The sequence below is a fragment of the Pseudomonas sp. P4_C8 genome, from assembly GCF_056401975.1.
The window spans coordinates 1-18,324 of the sequence record NZ_JBFUIH010000074.1 but is presented as its reverse complement, the minus strand read 5'-3'; the positions used below and the strand labels follow the sequence as shown (position 1 = coordinate 18,324).

General features: G+C 58.7%; 9 protein-coding genes, 2 rRNA genes and 1 pseudogene. 5 read left to right on the top strand and 7 right to left on the bottom strand.

What is annotated here, in order from left to right:
• Positions 1-85 precede the first annotated feature (85 nt).
• Both rrf (AC1DWM_RS28865) and rrf (AC1DWM_RS28860) read left to right on the top strand, forming a co-directional pair.
• A 5S ribosomal RNA gene (rrf, locus tag AC1DWM_RS28865) occupies positions 86-201 on the top strand.
• A gap of 107 nt (positions 202-308) precedes the next feature.
• Positions 309-424, top strand: a 5S ribosomal RNA gene (rrf, locus tag AC1DWM_RS28860).
• A gap of 217 nt (positions 425-641) precedes the next feature.
• Here the strand turns inward: rrf (AC1DWM_RS28860) and AC1DWM_RS28855 are convergent.
• The 5 genes from AC1DWM_RS28855 to AC1DWM_RS28835 all read right to left on the bottom strand — a co-directional run bounded on the left by AC1DWM_RS28855 (position 642) and on the right by AC1DWM_RS28835 (position 7,652).
• Positions 642-1,109 carry an SRPBCC family protein gene (locus AC1DWM_RS28855; protein WP_477796751.1) on the bottom strand — a complete coding sequence of 156 codons (468 nt, stop codon included), beginning with the start codon at positions 1,107-1,109 and terminating at the stop codon, positions 642-644.
• A gap of 23 nt (positions 1,110-1,132) precedes the next feature.
• Positions 1,133-4,543: an amino acid adenylation domain-containing protein gene (locus tag AC1DWM_RS28850; protein ID WP_477796750.1), complete on the bottom strand. Its 3,411-nt coding sequence runs from the start codon at positions 4,541-4,543 to the stop codon at positions 1,133-1,135.
• 14 nt (positions 4,544-4,557) lie between these two features.
• Entirely contained in the window at positions 4,558-5,487 is a 930-nt protein-coding gene (locus tag AC1DWM_RS28845) for a diiron oxygenase (protein ID WP_223521003.1), read from the bottom strand.
• Entirely contained in the window at positions 5,484-6,260 is a 777-nt protein-coding gene (locus AC1DWM_RS28840) for a DUF3050 domain-containing protein (RefSeq protein ID WP_477796749.1), read from the bottom strand. The genes AC1DWM_RS28845 and AC1DWM_RS28840 overlap by 4 nt, the downstream gene beginning before the upstream one ends.
• Positions 6,261-6,941: 681 nt before the next feature.
• Positions 6,942-7,652, bottom strand: a complete 711-nt coding sequence (locus AC1DWM_RS28835; RefSeq protein ID WP_223521007.1) for a GntR family transcriptional regulator — start codon at positions 7,650-7,652, stop codon at positions 6,942-6,944.
• A 218-nt stretch (positions 7,653-7,870) separates the two neighbouring features.
• Between AC1DWM_RS28835 and lapG the strand changes: the two genes are divergently transcribed.
• From lapG to AC1DWM_RS28820, 3 genes and pseudogenes are all read left to right on the top strand, one after another.
• Positions 7,871-8,563, top strand: a complete 693-nt coding sequence (gene lapG, locus AC1DWM_RS28830; RefSeq protein ID WP_223521009.1) for a cysteine protease LapG — start codon at positions 7,871-7,873, stop codon at positions 8,561-8,563.
• A gap of 14 nt (positions 8,564-8,577) precedes the next feature.
• Positions 8,578-10,524, top strand: a complete 1,947-nt coding sequence (lapD, locus tag AC1DWM_RS28825) for a cyclic di-GMP receptor LapD (protein ID WP_223521011.1) — start codon at positions 8,578-8,580, stop codon at positions 10,522-10,524.
• 483 nt (positions 10,525-11,007) lie between these two features.
• Positions 11,008-11,268: pseudogene (locus AC1DWM_RS28820) on the top strand (DUF6124 family protein); the annotation flags it as partial.
• A 164-nt stretch (positions 11,269-11,432) separates the two neighbouring features.
• On the opposite strand, the gene AC1DWM_RS28815 reads toward AC1DWM_RS28820, so the two are convergent.
• On the bottom strand, positions 11,433-11,771 hold the full coding sequence (locus AC1DWM_RS28815; RefSeq protein ID WP_223521015.1) for a tryptophan synthase subunit beta: 339 nt from the start codon (positions 11,769-11,771) through the stop codon (positions 11,433-11,435).
• 148 nt (positions 11,772-11,919) lie between these two features.
• Positions 11,920-18,312 carry a tandem-95 repeat protein gene (locus tag AC1DWM_RS28810; protein WP_477796748.1) on the bottom strand — a complete coding sequence of 2,131 codons (6,393 nt, stop codon included), beginning with the start codon at positions 18,310-18,312 and terminating at the stop codon, positions 11,920-11,922.
• Positions 18,313-18,324: the final 12 nt, after the last annotated feature.

Here is an 18,324-nt window from a genome sequence, read left to right as displayed (position 1 = left end):
AAAATTCGCAAGCAACACACAAATCTATTGCATACCCATTCGCTGGAGCGTGAACCGAAAGGTAAACGACCTGGCTACCGAATTTCTTGACGACCATAGAGCATTGGAACCACCTGATCCCATCCCGAACTCAGCAGTGAAACGATGCATCGCCGATGGTAGTGTGGGGTTTCCCCATGTGAGAGTAGGTCATCGTCAAGATTAAATTCCGAAACCCCTATCTGCGTATGCAGGTAGGGGTTTTGTTTTAGTAGAAGTCACTCATTTTGCTGGCACGTTACAGCTGTAACGGGCTGGTCACAGAATTTCTTGACGACCATAGAGCATTGGAACCACCTGATCCCATCCCGAACTCAGCAGTGAAACGATGCATCGCCGATGGTAGTGTGGGGTTTCCCCATGTGAGAGTAGGTCATCGTCAAGATTAAATTCCAAAACCCCTGTCTGCTAACGCAGACAGGGGTTTTGTCGTTTTAGACTGGTCAAATTCCGCAGAACAAAAAAGCCAGCCCCTGCAAATCAGGGGCTGGCTTTTTTGTATGCCGTTTATGGGTGCTGGTGATCTGACCTCTAGCAGCGTGCAGAACTGGATGTCACACGTTCCTGGTCAGCGATGTACCTGTCACCGCGAAAACGAAGCCTTACGTAAACAGCTTCAACACATTGTTCATTGCATCATCGGCAAACCCCTGCACAAACTCCTTGAACCCCGGCAGGGCCTCAGCACCACCCTGTGCCGGTTCGGCGATGATGGTCCAGGTCGCACGGGACTTGCCTGCGCCCAGCGGCTCAACACTCATGGCCGCCCACAAATTGGCCACACCCAACGTGTTGTAGATCGTGGTCCAGGTCATGTTCAACGCGTGGTCATCCCGTGAGTTGAGTTGTTCGACCACCAGGTTGCCGTCCTTGAAGAATTTTTTGCGCAAGGACGACACGCCTTCGCCCGTCATTTCGATGTGCGACAGCGCCGGGATGAACTGATCGAAGCCGGCGAAGTTGCCGACGATTGCCCAGACTTTCGCAGCCTCGGCCGGTACTTCCACAGACGACACCACGTGGCCGCCTTGAGGGTTTTTGATCAGGGTATCGGGTTGCAGAGTGCTCATGGTTTTGCTCCGTTTGGGTTGAATCAGATGAAGTTGATTTCTTTCAGGTAGTCGCAGCCACGACGTAGGAGCGCCGGGGATTTTTCCGGGTAGTGCGTGCCCATCTGCCGCACGCCGGCCTGGGCGTTGTCGTGGCCGATCATCGAGATATCGCCGATGTCTTCCTCAAAGCCGTTGAGGTAAAAACCGAGTACGCCGAACAGCGCGTTGTCACTGTCAACCCGGTCCAGTTGCTGTTGCCAGTCAGCGACGCTGACCATGGAGAATTCCCGCCCAGCCTCGCGAAAGGACGCTACGTAGTCATCCCAGCTCAGAGGTTCGGGGTTGTGCAGGTTGAACACCGCTTTTTCAGGCTGATAGCGGCTAGCATGGAAGGCGATGAACCGCGCGAGAAAGTCCACCGGCATCAGGTCGAAATTCAGCGCGAACTCCGGCACCTGGCCGAGCTGGATCGAGCCTTTGAGCATCAGCATCAAGCGGTTTTTGTGGGGCTGACAGACACCCGTGAGGCTGTTGAAACTGATGTTGCCGGGGCGATAAAGATTGACCCGCACCCCTCGCTCGCGAGCTCGCTCCAGAATCCGTTCGCCGACCCATTTGGACAGGTTGTAACCATTCTTGATGTAGATCGGCGGTGTCTGCGCGGCGGGCAATTCCAGCACCCGGCCATCGGCGGTCATCGTGCTGGACGCCGAGAGCGTAGAGACGAAGTTGAATACCTTCTTGCTGCGCCCTTCACACAACCGAAGGCACTCGAAAATCGGTTCGACGTTGTCCCGCGCCAGCGACTCGTAATCGAGTACGTGATTGACGTTGGCAGCGTTGTGCACCAGTGCGCCGAACTCCCGGTCCAGACGTTGGTAATCCTCGGCGCACAGCCCCAGAGACGGACGAGTGATGTCTGCGGAATACACCCGCACCCGGCTCAGGTCGAGATGCTCCAGACGGTTCTCGCGCAGTGCATGAGCAAAGCGCTCAGCCGCCGATTGCCCAGCACCATCACGCACCAGGCATGCGACTTCAGTGGCCCCCCAACCCAGCAGCGCCTCGACAATGTGCACGCCGACAAAACTGTTGGCGCCGGTCACGATCACCTTGTGCACATCGCCCATTTGGCTGATGGGCAACGGCTGAATATCCAACTCACGAAAGGCATCGGCCAAGGCCTTTTCACTCAACACTTCTTCGGTGCCGGAGCCGCGTACCAAGGTCGCCAACTTGGCAATCGTCGGTAACTCGATGAAGCGGTTGATCGAGATACTGCGGCCAAACTCCTCCCGCAATCGCAGCAACATGCGCGACAACAGGATCGAGTGACCGCCCAGATTGAAGAAGCTTTCGTCGGTAGAAATGTCACTGGCCGGCAGCTCCAATAACTCCGCCCAAATCTCCAGCAGCAGTGCCTCATCGGCACTGGTGGGTAAGCGCCGAGTAGTGTTTTCCAGGACGCTGATGGGCATTGCAAGCAGTGCTTTGCGGTCGACTTTGCCATTGCTGGCGAAGGGCATGCTTTGCAGTTCGGTCCAGGCAACCGGCTGCATGTAGTCCGGTAAAAACTGCAGCGCGTGAGCCTTCAAGGCTTCGCGAGCGGTGCCGGGCCGGTCTTCCTGAGGCTGCGCGAGGAAGGCCAGGATGCGCCGTTGACTGTCGATGACCACCGCCACCTGGCGATACAACTGGCTGTCACGCAGGCAGCGTTCAATCTCTTCCGGTTCAACCCGAAACCCGCGAATCTTCACCTGGTGATCCCGCCGCCCACACAGCTCGACGCCGTCGCGGGTCCACTTCGCCATGTCGCCGGTTCGGTAGGCGCGCAGGCTTTGGCCGCTTGGAACACTCAACTTCAGGTAGCGTTCGGCGGTCTGTTGCGGGTTGTTCAGATACCCCAGGCACACACCCGGTCCGACGATGTACAGCTCACCGACAGTCTGGTCGGCCACCGGTTGAAAGTCTTCATCGAGAATCAACACCTGGCTGTTGGCAATCGGTGCGCCGAGGGTTCGATTGCTGTCGCCGCTACGCAATTGTCGCGCGGTAATCAACACTGTGGCTTCGGTCGGGCCGTACAGGTTGTAAAGCTTGCCTTGGCGGGTCAGTTGCTCGATCACATAGGGTTCGCAAACGTCGCCGCCGGTCATCACATGATCCAGAACCTGCAACTGCTCCAGCGGCAGAATGCTCAACAGTGCCGGTGGCAAAAACGCGTGGCTCAGTTGCCGGTGGCGGATCAGCTCGACCAGTTGCAAGGGATCGCGACGTTGATCGTCACTGGGCACGATCAGCTCTGCGCCCTGAAGCAGGGTCGGGAAAATGTCGATCAGTGACGAGTCAAAACTCAATGACGAAAACTGCAACACCCGACTCTGATCGGTGAGCTGCACGTAGTCGGCGTACCACGCGGTGAAGTGCGCAAGGTTGGCCTGACTGAGCAACACGCCCTTGGGATGCCCGGTGGTGCCCGAGGTATAGAGCGCCATGCACGGCGCATCGAGGTCGGGTCGGTGGCGCATCAAGGGTTGTTCGAGGTCCACGTCGTCGACGTCGATGCGGCTGATGTCCAGTCCCGGCATGTCGTCAGCGAGTGGATGCTGGCCGTCATGCAGCAACAGCACAGCCCCGGCATTTGAAAGAATGTACTGCTGACGTTGCAGCGGGTGACTCGGCTCCAGCGGCAAATACACCGCACCGCTGCCGAGAATTGCCAGAATCCCTGCATACAACGCGCTGCATTTCGGCAGACAGATTCCGACTATCAATGGCCCTTGATGCTGATCGAGCAGCGGCTGCAACTGCTGTTGGATAGCTCGGCTGTGGGCATGCAGTTGCCGATAGCTCAGCGTCGTACCGTCGATGGTCAGCGCGGGTTGTTCGGCGGATTGAAGAAGGCGTTGTTCGAGGCGTTCGATCATCGGGATCCGGCCCAGTTTCAGCAGCCCGGGCTGCTCGGTGAAGTTGAGCTGATGGATGAAGGCCAGGTGTTCGAGCCACAACAGATTTTCCACACGCTCAAAGTGAGCAGGCGCTGCCGGTTGTGCGTGCAGAAAATACTCGGCATCCCGGGAGAAGCGGCTGACCAGCAGCGCGACGTGATCCACCAGCTCCGCCACCGCTCGCAGGCGCAATGCCTGGCCGTTACCGCAAGGCACGTCGGCGATTGGCACGCGAGTGAACAATGCCGAGTTGTAAGTGCACAACACGTCCAGCGACGGCAAACCGTCAGCCTCCGTTCCACCGACACCCAGTTGCAGCGTCAGTCGCGGTGTTTCGCTGAAGTCAGCAAACGGCACACTCGCGTCGTCGATCAGCAAATCAAATGCCGGTTGCTCATTGAGCGTGTCGAACCGGATTAACGAATGACCGTGTTGTTCTAGCTCCAGCGCTAGGTCGGTCAAGGCTTGGCTTTGCCCAATGAGCAAAATGTCGAGACGTCTCATGGATGTACTCCTTGTTAACCCAGGTAATCGCTCAGCGCGTCTTGCACGCACGGCGAATCGAGCAGTGAACTGCTGCGAAAAAACCGCACGATGTTGGCGACCAGCGGGTGATGGCGATTGATCGGGAAGGCCAACCCCGAGACTTCGCACTTGAGTGCCTGACGTGCCGCCTCGCTGATCTGCAAAGACTCGATCAACAGGAAGTCGAAGGACTTCTGAATATCGTTGGTCAGGTAATGCCTGATGAACACCGGCAGGATCTGCGCGATGCAATGGCGATCTTCTTCGCTCGCGGTGTGCCAGTAGATGCGCACCAGCCGCGCCCAGAAGCCGGAGTGGCGACCTTCGTCCAGCAAGTGATCGGCCATCAAGCCCTTGATCGACTGCTTGACTGTGTCGTCCTTGGCGAACGCCGCGACATCGCCGGTCACGGTGTTCTCGGCAATGGCCACGCAGATCAATTCGACGGCACTGCGCAGGTGTTCCGGTGCGAGCGCCACGGCCGCCGGGATCGCTCGACTGAGCTCGATTTCGTCCGGTAACACGATCGGTGTGATGCCGGTCATGGCGATGGTCTGCTGCATGAAGTCCATGGCCACCAACGCGTGGTAGTCCTCGTCCACGACCACGGTCATGGCGTCGTAACGGCAGGCAAACGGGAACGTCACGGCGAAGCGATTCTTGGCAATGCTGCGCGCTGTCTTGTCGACGATCTCGGTTTCGAAAATCACCACGTCGTTGATGAACTTGTAGAGCGTCTGCACCAAGGCAAAGTCCCTTTGTTCCGGGCATTCACGCAGGAAGGTTTCACTCAGCACCAGCGGTTGCCGGCTCAAGGGATAGATCAGTTTGTCGTCGTTTTCCAGCACCCGCCGTGGGCGAGTGCGGATGGTCGCGCGGCTCTCCCAGGCGTCGGCGAAGGATTGGTAGTCGGCGGCGTTCATGCGCTTACCTCAGGCAAGAGTTCGCCCATGTTCAGACGCAGACCGTCCCACAGTGCGATGCGGCTTTCTACGGCGGCAATGGCGCTGGCGTAGACGTCCTCTTGGCGTTGCGGATTGCCATCGACCAACCGGGCCAGGAGTTTTTCCGCTGCCGGGCCGTGGTCTTCGGAATCGACTTCGATGTGCCGCTCCAGGTAGTACCGGAAGGTCGGCGCTTGCTCGATGCCGATGCCCCAGTCGTCGAGAATCCGCTGGAACATCTGCGGAATCACGCTCTCACGACCATGCAAAAACGCTGCGGCGACGCTGTGTCCGGGTGCATGCAACGCTGTGTGCAAGGTGTGCCGCACAAACTGCGCCGCAGCCGGATCGACGTCCACGCTTTGCAACGCGACGTCGTAACTTACGCCTTCCTGTTGCAACGCTACAAAGCGTTCCACCGCGACGGTGCTGGCACCGACTTCGCGCATTGCATCCAGATACAATTCAAAATGGCTGTAATGACCTTGGACCAGACGATCATCGGACTCTTCACCCAGCACGATTTCGTTGATCAGACGTGCAGCCTGCGGGTCTCGTGGCGGCAACCAGGGCAGTTGAACGCAGGTCAATTCCTGTTGCAGGCGCTTGGTGAGCGACATGAAATCCCACACCGCAAATACATGGGTTTCCATGAAACGTTGAAGTACCGACAGCGAATGTATTTCAGAGAAGATCGGGTGTGCACTAAGTTCTGCCTTCTTCTGGATGAGGCGGTCTTTATTCGTTTTCATGAGTGAGCCTATGGGTTGTCGGAAGTACGGTTAATGAAGTTGCGAGCAATAAGTGTCTGTCGTTTGAAGTTTTCTATGGGCGAGCGAAGGCCTCAGGCTGATGGGGCTGTATGAGTGAGTAATGGTCCGCAGATACAGGGTTGCAGGCCTGTGTTCAGTACGGCGAACAAAAACTAATACACGAATAAAGAGTCGGGCAAGTTATTTTTTAATTAAATGAAAGTTCAAGTTATTCGGGTGCGACAAGCTCCAATAAAACTTTTGTTTTAAGTTTTATTTGGGCGTAGTTACTCCTTCCGACTAATAAGCATCAGAATTTAAATAAAGAGTGAATGCCTCACTCGAAGCAACTTTTATAGTTAGATCGTCGAAGTGGTTTTAGGGGGGGAAGTTGGCTGGGATTAACGCCGGTGCTTCCTTTCCCGTGACAAGACTCCTTCCTTAGGTTCTTGGTGCGGAGACTGTTACGCAGGTGCGCAGCGTCGCCCGTTCATTGGTTGTTGGCAGTCCAAGAGTGAGCGTAAATCACGGCAGCCGCTATCGCTGAGATGTCATCTTCTCAGTGCAATGATTGGGCGTGAGAGGGGGAAATCGAGGGCAGGGCTTTAGCGTGGGGCTTAGCGTCATCGCGACAAGCCTAAGCGAGCAGTCCGATCTGCTCGCTCAACTTGCCGGTACGGTTTACCGGGAGGTTTTCTTGTTCAGCGCTTCAGGGCTGGCGAGGTAGCGTGTAATGACCTCGACACCCCGGTTGAGGTGATTCTCGAGCATCGTTACCGCGCGCTGGATGTCGCGGTCTTCCACGGCCAGTAGCAGCGCTCGGTGATCTTCCTGAGACAATTTGCCCAGGCCCATCGCTTCCAGATTGAAGCGCAGGAAACGTTCCTCTTCGTTCAACCCTTCTTCAATCAGACTCAACAGCCGACGGTTAGGCGCCTTGCTGTACAGCGACATATGGAACAGGCGATTGAGCCGGCCGATCTCGGTGTAATCGTGCTCTGTTTCCATGTCATCGATATGACGGGCAGCCTGCTCGAAGTCTGCTTTCTCAAGTAATGGAATGGAGAGTCGCAGCGCTTCAGATTCCAACAGAATCCGCAGCGCATAGGTTTCAACGGCATCACCCGAAACCAGCGGTGCGACGACGGCACCTTTATGGGCGACAACGTTGAGCAGTGCCTGGGCTTCGAGTTGGCGCAAGGCTTCGCGCACGGGCATGCGGCTAACCCCGAACAGATCGGCCAGATCTTGCTGGCGCAATGCAGTGCCGCAAGGGATGCGCCCATCGAGAATCGCCGAGCGTAGCGTTTCTTCGATCACCGAGCGTGCGAGGTGAGCGGGAATCGGCCCGCTGACCTTGATACTACTGAGAGGGTTGGGCTTCTGTGTCACTACTACGCACCCTATTCGACTGAAATATTTGGATCCAAATGGACACTAGTGACTGCACTGAGACTTGTCAAACAAGTCAGGTTCTCGATCGCAATCTTTTTATGTCACTCACAATACAAGTCTAGCGTGCCGTCCGTGATTGCACCGTGCCATTGTCTTTTGTCGGGCTAACCTGCACCATCGGCCGAATACCATTTGCCTGACCTGGATGCCTCGCATTGGCGGTACGTTTCGCGATCCCACGGACTTTGCGCTGGCTGTGTTGTGCGCTGCTACTGGCCGGCCTCATGCTGGGCGGCTTGCAGGCCGATTGGGATTTTTCGCTGATCAGCCGCCGTGCGCAAGCCTTACACGGACCGCTAGGTGAAGGGCAGCAGCGGATCGATGCCTGGCAGCAGTTGCTGGCCACTCAGAAGCAAGTCAGCGAGCAAGAACAGCTCAAAGTGGTCAACCTATTCTTCAACAAGCAGGTGCGTTACGTCGAGGACATCGACCTGTGGCACGAGGTCGACTATTGGGGAACGCCCATCGAAGCGCTGTGGAAGGGCGCCGGTGATTGCGAAGATTATGCGATTGCCAAGTATTTCAGCCTGCGCCACCTCGGCGTATCCAGTGACAAGCTGCGCATCACCTACGTCAAGGCGTTGCGCCAGAACCGGGCGCACATGGTGTTGACCTACTATTCAAGCCCCGAGGCCATGCCGCTGGTGCTCGACAGCCTGATCAACGAGATAAAGCCGGCCAGCCAACGAACCGATCTGTTGCCGGTCTACTCTTTCAATGCAGAAGGTTTGTACTTGCCCGGCGCCAAGGGCAACAAAAAGGTCGGTGACACCAAACGTCTGTCCCGCTGGCAGGACGTGTTGAAGAAAATGCAGGCCGAAGGTTTCCCGGTCGAAACGACAAACTAGGAGCAAGCGCTCAGATGTCTTTGTTCAAACAGCTGTTGATCGCTATTTGTCTGTTCCTGGTGGTCGCCTTCACCGGCAGCTTCATGGTCAGTCTGGAAAGCTCGCGCACCCAGTACGTCAACCAGTTGCGCTCCCACGCCCAGGACGCCGCGACGGCGCTGGCACTGTCCCTGACGCCGAACATCGACGACCCGGCGATGGTCGAGCTGCTGGTCAGCTCGATTTTCGACAGCGGTTACTACTCAAGCATCCGCGTCGTCGACCTGAGCAACGACAACACCATCGTCGAGCGCAACGGGATTGCGGCGGTCAACAACGTGCCGGACTGGTTCGTCAAAATGATTGGCCTTGAAGCCGCTGGCGGCGATGCGATTGTCAGTCGTGGTTGGGAGCAAGCGGCGCGGGTGGAGGTGGTCAGCCACCCGATGTTTGCGCTGGCCAAGCTGTGGCAGAGCGCGCTGGGCAGTCTCGGCTGGTTGTTGGTTTGCGGCGCCGTGAGCGCGGTGCTGGGGGCGCTGTTGTTGCGTCGGCAATTGAAACCGCTGGATTACATGGTCAAGCAATCCCACGCCATCGCCCGCCGCGAATTCCTCAGCCTGCCGGAACTGCCTCGCACGCCGGAGCTGCGTCGTGTGGTGCAGGCCATGAACCAGATGGTCGAGAAGCTCAAGGCGTTGTTCCAGGAACAGGCCGAACGCAGTGAAAAACTGCGGGTCGAGTCTTATCAGGACAACCTCACCGGGCTCGCCAATCGTCGTTATTTCGAGATGCAATTGAACACCCGGGTGAGCAATCCGGAGCAGGCCAGTTCCGGTTATCTGCTGTTGTTGCGGGTCAAGGACCTGGCCGGTTTGAACCAGCGGTTGGGCGGCCAACGCACCGATCAGTTATTGAAAGCCGTGGGCGAGCAGTTGTCCCGCGAGTGTGCCAAGTACCCGGAAACCCAGAACCTCGTCACGCGGATTCGCGGTGGTGAGTTCGCCGTGCTGGCGCCGGGGCTGGTGCGGGAAGAGGCGCTGCAGTTGGCGCAGAACCTCGACAGTGCATTGGCGAGCCTGCATGCGACGGGCGCCACCGACGTGGCCTCGGTGGCTTCGATCGGGTTGGCGCCGTTTGTACATGGCGACTCACCGCAAGCGGTGCTCGGACTGGGCGATCAGGCGTTGGCCCAGGCGGAAACCCAGGGCGAGCCGAGCTGGGCGTGCCTGGATCACAGTGCGTCGGCCATTGTCGGCGATGACCATCATGCCTGGAACAATTTGCTGGATCAGGCGTTGAATCAGCGACGGTTCCAGTTGTATTTCCAACCGGTCGTGGCCAGCCAGGACACGCAACTGGTGTTGCATTACAAAGTGCTGTCGCGCCTGGTCGACGAGCAGGGGCAGACCATTCCTGCCGGGCGCTTCCTGCCGTGGCTGGAACGTTTTGGCTGGACCGCGCGGCTGGATCGGCTGATGTTGGAATTGGTGCTCGAGCAGATGGCGGGTCACGAAGAATCGCTGGCGCTGAATCTGTCGTCGGCGACGTTGGGCGATGCGCAGGCGCTGAATAAAGTTTTCGAGATTTTGCGCGCGAACTCTAATCTGGGGCCACGCCTGACGCTGGAAATCGGCGAGGAACAGCTGCCGGAGCAAGCGATGCTGGAAGAGTTGACGCGGCGTCTGCGAGAACTCGGCTTCTCCCTGAGCCTGCAACGTTTTGGTGGGCGCTTCAGCATGATCGGCAACCTGGCGCGACTAGGGCTGGCGTACCTGAAGATCGATGGCGGTTACATTCGGGCGATTGATCAGGAGAGCGACAAGCGCCTGTTCATCGAGGCGATCCAGCGCGCGGCACACAGCATCGATTTGCCGCTGATTGCCGAGCGGGTCGAGACTGAAGGGGAGTTGTCGGTGATTCGGGAGATGGGGCTTTATGGGGTTCAGGGGCAGTTGTTTGGTGAGCCCAAGCCTTGGCGGTGAGGCGGATGCCGCTATCGCGAGCAGGCTCGCTCCCACAGTAGATCTTCAGTGAACACAGCCTGTGTGAACGACCAAAACCCCTGTAGGAGCCGAGCTTGCTCGCGATGGCGTCAGTGCAGTCACCGGAAAATCTGAAGGCAAATTCCTAGGAGATTTCCTTCGAGTTGTGTCGGTTTTGGTGAACTTGTTCCGGGCAATGCGCAGGTCTAGTCTGGCCTTGTCACTGAATAATCAGTGACACGGACGTGCAAGTCCGGGTAGAAACCACATCCAAACACTGCCTCTGGCCATTCATCAGGCATTTTTCATGCTTGTTGTGATTGCTTTATGGCGGCTGTGTGCGGGAGACCTTCGGGTCTGCCGAGGTTTAGGGCGTGGTTACTCGGTCTTGCACCCCGCACATAGCTGCCACCTTATTCGCGTGCAAGCGAACCGGGTCAGCCTCTTTGTAATCATTGAGACCACGCCATGTTCAAAGTAACCCCAAATCCGCCTTCTCCTCGCAGAGGCCGCCTCTTCACCGTCTCCCCCGACATCCCCACCGAAGCCCTCCTGGCCAACGCCTCCGAAGACCTGCTCTCCATCAGCGCCATCGCCGCCGACCTGGCCGACGATGTAGAAGGCTCACGCCGCTGCGTCGCGCTGGCGCTTAGCCGAATGGCCGACGGGGTTCATTTGTTGGTGGAGCGGGCGCTGGATCATCTTGAGTCGCCAGAATTGGCGGCGGGTTCAGTCAAGATTTAGCAGGGTGGTTTTGTGTTGGGTTGAAGTCCGCTTTCGCGAGCAGGCTCGCTCCCACAGGTGATCTTCAGTGAACACAGCTTGTGTGAACGACTGAAATCCAATGTGGGAGCGAGCCTGCTCGCGATGGCGTCAGTACGAATACCAAAAAAGGTGGGGAGTTAGAGTTAGATCAACCCCGTCTCTTCATCATCAATCAACTGGCTCAACCCGCCCAACGCTTCACGGGCCTGGTTGCGGTCCATCAGTTTGGCTTGTGCCGCCGGCGGCAGGTCGGTGACGCGGATTACGCCTTTGCTGGTCAGCACCTGGATCAAGTCGTCGAGTACCCGGATCATTTCCAGGTCGCTCTGCTTGAGCTGTTTGAGGCTGGTTTCCATCACTTCGTTGGCATACCAGGTCTGGATTTCATGGTTGTCGGCCGGCAGTGTTTCCGTGGCCTCGGCGTAGGCCGCGGCTTCCACGCGCACTAACTGGCCTTGCGCATCGCGTTGCACGTAGAACATTGAACATCCCTCAGAAATGGACCAGCGTCATGCTGTCAGCAGCATAGGCCAACTGAACGCGAGTATGCGGTGCGGCGACGAAATCGTCACCGTGGAGAAAGGCACAAACGTGACGGCCGCCCCATAAGGGCGGCCGTTTTTCGTTTGATCAGCTGTTGTTGTGATCAACCTTGATGGTTGGATCGCTGCCGGCGATCAGGTTATGCAGGTTGGCGCTGGACCAGTTGTTACCTTCCAGTTTGATCGTCACATCCGCCTTGGCCGCAGTCGCGTCGGCGCTGTTGAAATTGCCGGCTGAGTTGACTTCCAGGGACGAGACGCCGCCAGATGTGGTGATCTTCAGGAAGTTATCGATGGTGCTGCCGCTCTCGTTCTGCAACAGATCACGCAGGTCGATGCGGTCGCCTTCATTGGCATTGAAGTCCTTGATCACGTCGGTGCCGGTATCGCCTGCTTTCCAGACGAAGGTGTCGCCACCCAAGCCGCCGATCAGCGTGTCGTTGCCAGTGCCACCGAGGAGGGTGTCATTGCCGGCACCACCGTCCAGCGTATCTGTGCCAGCGCCACCGATGAGGAAGTCATTGCCGGCCTCACCGTTTAGCAAATCGTTGCCAGTGCCACCGAGCAGGATGTCGTTGCCGCTGCCGCCGTAGAGTTTGTCGCCACCGCCCTGCCCGAAGATGATGTCGTTGCCAGCACCACCCAACAGCGTATCGTCACCATCATGAGCCCCAGACACATCGAGCGTGGAGTAGTGCTCGGTGACGTACTGGTGCACGTTACTTGAGGTGACTTGGTTGGTTTCGACACCGGTTTCCTTGCCAACAAAAGCCTGCAGCGCGGTGTAGCCCTCACCCGTCACGCCAGTGAAGCTCACCAGATCGCCGAAGATGATGTCGTTGCCATCGCCGCCGTTGATGGTGTCCTTGCCCGGAAGGGTCGCTTCGCTGTGGCCGAGAATGGCGTTGGCCAGGTCATCCGGGTTGATGTTGGCCAGCGGTTTTCCATCGGTGGTGTTATACGGCGAGAGGTCGTTTTCCGTGACACCGCTGTTCACGCCAATGGCTTGCACCTTGGAGTTGGCGGCAGCAAACAGCGCGAACGCGGATGCCGCATTGCTCGCACTGACGGTGTCGACAGAGCCGCTGCCTACGTAAACCGACAGTTCATAGGTGCCGTCTCCCTGAGCGTGAACTTGCAGGCTGGAACTGTACTTGTCCGACGACCAGTCGCCGTTCCCTTTTTCGCTCCATTTGTACAAAGCACCCGAGGAATCAACTACCACGCGACTCTCACCACCGATGATCATCCTGAACTCGGTCCCCGGCGTGTAGGAGCCTTGCTTCAACACGTTGTCGAGGTAAAGGTCGGTAGCGCTATTGGACTTGTAGTCGACGACCAGCGGATTGGTTTGTTCGTCCTTCGTATAAGCGGTCGGCTCACCATCGGTGATGAAATAGGTGAGGTTGGTCGCGTTGAGGTTGCTCAGCGCGTCAGGGCCTTTGAACCAGTTTGCGGTGGTTTTGAACACGTCTTCGTAGTTGGTGTAACCACCAGACTGCATGCTGTTGAGGACCCCCTTCAATAGGTCCAGAGCACCTGGTTTCGACAGATCAATCGAAATCGATTTGTTGACCTGTGTATCGAAGTCCACGAGGAACACTTTCACGGTGCCAGCGCTCGAGTTTTGCGAGGTGGCACTGGCGATCAGCGAGGTGAACACCGCTACCAGCGAATTCTTCGCCGACGTTACGGAGGAATCGCTCATGCTGCCCGAGCTGTCGACCATGAACGCGATGTTGTAATTCTTGCCCGGTGTGACCGTCAGGCCGCCGATATCTGCCACCACGATGTCATTGCCATCGGTGCCGACGACATTGTCGTTTCCTGCGGTGGCAGTGATCGAGTTATAGACCGCCGGGTAAACGGTGACGGGAATCGTTGCGACGCTGGGCGGCGCCGAACCACCGAGTAATTCGGTGGAGGTGGAAGTCACCGTCAGGTTGAACTGGCCGTTGTAATACGCAGGCGGGGTCACGGTCAGGGAACTGAGGGTCCAGCCGGTGACATTGGCTTCGCCGGACGTCGCGGTGGCGGTGAAGGTGTGGCCGGCGCCATCGGTGAGTACCGCGCCCACCGGTATGCCGCTGATCTTCACGCTCAGGCTTTCGGAGCCGTCGACGTCTGTCAGTGCGGTGGTGATTGCGGACAGATGAACGCTGGTGCCTTCGGCGCCCGTGTTGAGTTTGTAGCCTTCGTAGTAGCCTTCGCCGTTAGTGCCGTGCAGGTCGGAAACAGTCACGCCGGAAGCGACCAGATCCGCCACACCGGTGTACAGCGGTACACCGGCGCTGCTCAAATCGATAGCCGTGCTGCCGTTGACCGACAGGTTGACGTCATAGCTGCCCGGGCCGCTTTGATTGTGGTGGTAGATGTCCAGCGTGTAGTAACCGCTGGTGGTCGGGGTGAACGAGCCGGTAAGCGTGCCGCCATTGCCCCACAGGGCACTGGCCACGCTCTTGCCACCGATGGTCACCAGCAGGCTGTCATCGCCGGTGCCACTGAAGGTGTAGGTCTTGCCGGCTTCGAGGTAAATCAGGCCGGAGGTTTTCGACGCGGTGCCAGCAGCCACATCGCCACTGGATTGCACGTTGCCGACGGTGCTGCTGGAGTTCGGTGTGCCGGCGGCATCGATCACCGATTTCAGCGTGTCGGAAGGCGCGCCGTTACCATTGGTGCCCAGGCCGGCCAGGCCAGTCCAGACTTCCTTGATTAAGCCTGTCGAGGTCACGTTGTTGCTGGCGACGTTCAGCGTTGGTGCATCTGCTACCGGGGTGATGTCGATTTTGATCGTGCCGGTGCTGCCCAGCAGTGTGCCGTCGGTTGGCTGGAACTGGATCTGCGCGTAGTCCGCCAGATTGTTGCCCGTGCCGCTGTTATAGCCGTTGGCGCCAGATTCGTTGGCGTCAGGCATGAAGCGCAACTTGCCCGCGTCGATGTCAGCCTTGGTGATGGTCTGGTTAGGCGTCAGGTCGGTCCAGGTCGAGCCGTTCAGGTATTGCAACTTGCCTTCGACCGGCAGGCCGGTGATTTTTACTCCGAGGCTGGTGGCTGGGCTGTCGACATCACTGACGCCGAAGGTCGACCAGCCGAGGATCAGCGGGGTGTCTTCGGTACCGGTGACGTTAACCGGTGCGGCAGTCGGTGCGTCGTTGACCGGGGTGACGCTGATGTTCAGCGTGCTGGTGGAACCTGTGTTGGTGGTGTAGGTGACGGTCGGCACGGTGCCGTTCCAATTCTCCACCGGGGTAAAGGTGTAGGCGCCGTTGGCACCGAGGGTCAGGGTACCGACGTTGGCGATGGTCACCGGGGCGGCGCCTGCGGTGTACTCGGTGCCGCCAACCGTGAATTTGGCTACGCTCAGGGCGTTATCCACATCGCGGTCGTTAGTCAGTACGTTACCGGTGGCGATGTTGTCCTCGAGGACTGTGTTGGAGTCAGCAGTCAGCACACTTGGGTCATTGACCGGGGTGACGCTGATATTCAGCGTGCTGGTGGAACCGGTGTTGGTGGTGTAGGTGACGGTCGGCACGGTGCCGTTCCAGTTATCCACCGGGGTAAAGGTGTAAGCACCGTTCGCCCCGATCACCAGGGTGCCGACGTTGGCGATGGTCGCCGGGACGCCTGCAGTGTACTCGGTGCCGCCAACCGTGAATTTGGTTACGCTCAGGTCGTTATCCACATCACGATCGTTAGTCAGTACGTTACCGGTGGCGATGTTGTCCTCGAGGACTGTGTTGGAGTCAGCAGTCAGCACACTTGGGTCATTGACCGGGGTGACGCTGATACTCAGCGTGCTGGTGGAGCCGGTATTGGTGGTGTAGGTGACGGTCGGCACGGTGCCGTTGTAGTTCTCCACCGGAGTAAAGGTGTAAGCACCGTTCGCCCCGATCACCAGGGTGCCGACGTTGGCGATGATCGCCGGGACGCCTGCGGTGTACTCGGTGCCGCCAACCGTGAAGCTGGCCACGCTCAGGAGATTATCGACATCGTGGTCGTTGGTCAGCACGTTGCCGGTGGCTGCGTGGTCTTCATCGACCGTCTGGGTATCCGCGGTCAGGACGCTTGGGTCATTGACCGGGGTGACGCTGATATCCAGCGTGCTGGTGGAACCGGTGCTGGTGGTGTAGGTGACGGTCGGCACGGTGCCGTTCCAGTTMTCCACCGGGGTAAAGGTGTAAGCACCATTCGCCCCGATCACCAGGGTGCCGACGTTGGCGATGATCGCCGGGGTGGCGCCTGCGGTGTACTCGGTGGCGCCAACCGTGAAGGTGGCCACACTCAGGAGATTATCGACATCGTGGTCGTTGCCGAGCACGTTGCCGGTGGCCGCGTGGTCTTCATCGACAGTGTTGGTGTCCGCTCCGAGGACGCTCGGGTCATTGACCGGAGTGACGCTGATATTCAGCGTGCTGGTGGAACCGGTGTTGGTGGTGTAGGTGACGGTCGGCACGGTGCCGTTGTAGTTGGAGTCCGGAGTAAAGGTGTAAGCACCGTTCGCCCCGATCACCAGGGTGCCGACGTTGGCGATGATCGCCGGGGTGGCGCCTGCGGCGTACTCGGTGCCGCCAACCGTGAAGGTGGCCACGCTCAGGAGATTATCGACATCGTGGTCGTTGGTCAGCACGTTGCCGGTGGCTGCGTGGTCTTCATCGACAGTATTGGTGTCCGCGACCAGGACGCTTAGGTCATTGACCGGGGTGACGCTGATATCCAGCGTGCTGGTGGAACCGGTATTGGTGGTGTAGGTGACGGTCGGCACGGTGCCGTTGTAGTTCTCCAGCGGGGTAAAGGTGTAAGCACCATTCGCCCCGATCACCAGGGTGCCGACGTTGGCGATGATCGCCGGGGTGGCGCCTGCGGTGTACTCGGTGCCGCCAACCGTGAATGTCGCGACACTCAGATCGTTGTCGACATCGCTATCGTTGCCCAGCACGTTGCCAGTGGCCGCGTGGTCTTCATCGACAGTGTTGGTGTCCGCGGTCAGGACGCTYGGGTCATTGACCGGGGTGACGCTGATATCCAGCGTGCTGGTGGAACCGGTGTTGGTGGTGTAGGTGACGGTCGGTACGGTGCCGTTCCAGTTCTCGGCCGGGGTAAAGGTGTAAGCACCGTTGCTGGCGATGATCAGCGTTCCGACACCGGTCATGGTTGCGGTCTGGCCCGCCGTGAAGCTGCCGTCGACCCCATTCACGCTGAAGCTGGAGACGCTCAGGAGATTATCCACATCGCTGTCATTGCCCAGCACGTTGCCAGTGGCCGCGTGGTCTTCATCGACCGTCTGGGTATCCGCGGTCAGGACGCTTGGGTCATTGACCGGGGTGACGCTGATATCCAGCGTGCTGGTGGAGCCGGTGCTGGTGGTGTAGGTGACGGTCGGCACGGTGCCGTTCCAGTTATCCACCGGGGTAAAGGTGTAAGCACCGTTCGCCCCGATCACCAGGGTGCCGACGTTGGCGATGGTCGCCGGGGTGGCGCCTGCGGCGTACTCGGTGCCGCCAACCGTGAAGGTGGCCACGCTCAGGAGATTATCGACATCGCTGTCATTGGTCAGCACGTTACCGGTTGCAACATGGTCTTCATCGACAGTGTTGGTATCCGCGGTCAGGACGCTTGGGTCATTGACCGGGGTGACGCTGATATCCAGCGTGCTGGTGGAGCCGGTGTTGGTGGTGTAGGTGACGGTCGGCACGGTGCCGTTGTAGTTGGAGTCCGGGGTAAAGGTGTAAGCACCGTTCGCCCCGATCACCAGGGTGCCGACGTTGGCGATGATCGCCGGGGTGGCGCCTGCGGTGTACTCGGTGCCGCCAACCGTGAATGTCGCGACACTCAGATCGTTGTTGACATCGCTATCGTTGGTCAGCACGTTGCCGGTGGCTGCGTGGTCTTCATCGACAGTATTGGTGTCCGCTCCGAGGACGCTCGGGTCATTGACCGGAGTGACGCTGATATTCAGCGTGCTGGTGGAACCGGTGTTGGTGGTGTAGGTGACGGTCGGCACGGTGCCGTTCCAGTTATCCACCGGGGTAAAGGTGTAGTCACCGTTCGCCCCGATCACCAGGGTGCCGACGTTGGCGATGGTCGCCGGGGCGCCTGCGGTGTACTCGGTGCCGCCAACCGTGAAGGTGGCCACGCTCAGGAGATTATCCACATCGCTATCGTTGCCCAGCACGTTGCCGGTGGCCGCGTGGTCTTCATCGACMGTGTTGGTATCCGCGGTCAGGACGCTCGGGTCATTGACCGGRGTGACGCTGATATCCAGCGTGCTGGTGGAACCGGTGTTGGTGGTGTAGGTGACGGTCGGCAYGGTGCCGTTGTAGTTGGAGTCCGGAGTAAAGGTGTAAGCACCGTTCGCCCCGATCACCAGGGTGCCGACGTTGGCGATGATCGCCGGGGTGGCGCCTGCGGTGTACTCGGTGCCGCCAACCGTGAACGTGGCCACGCTCAGGAGATTATCCACATCGCTGTCATTGCCCAGCACGTTGCCGGTTGC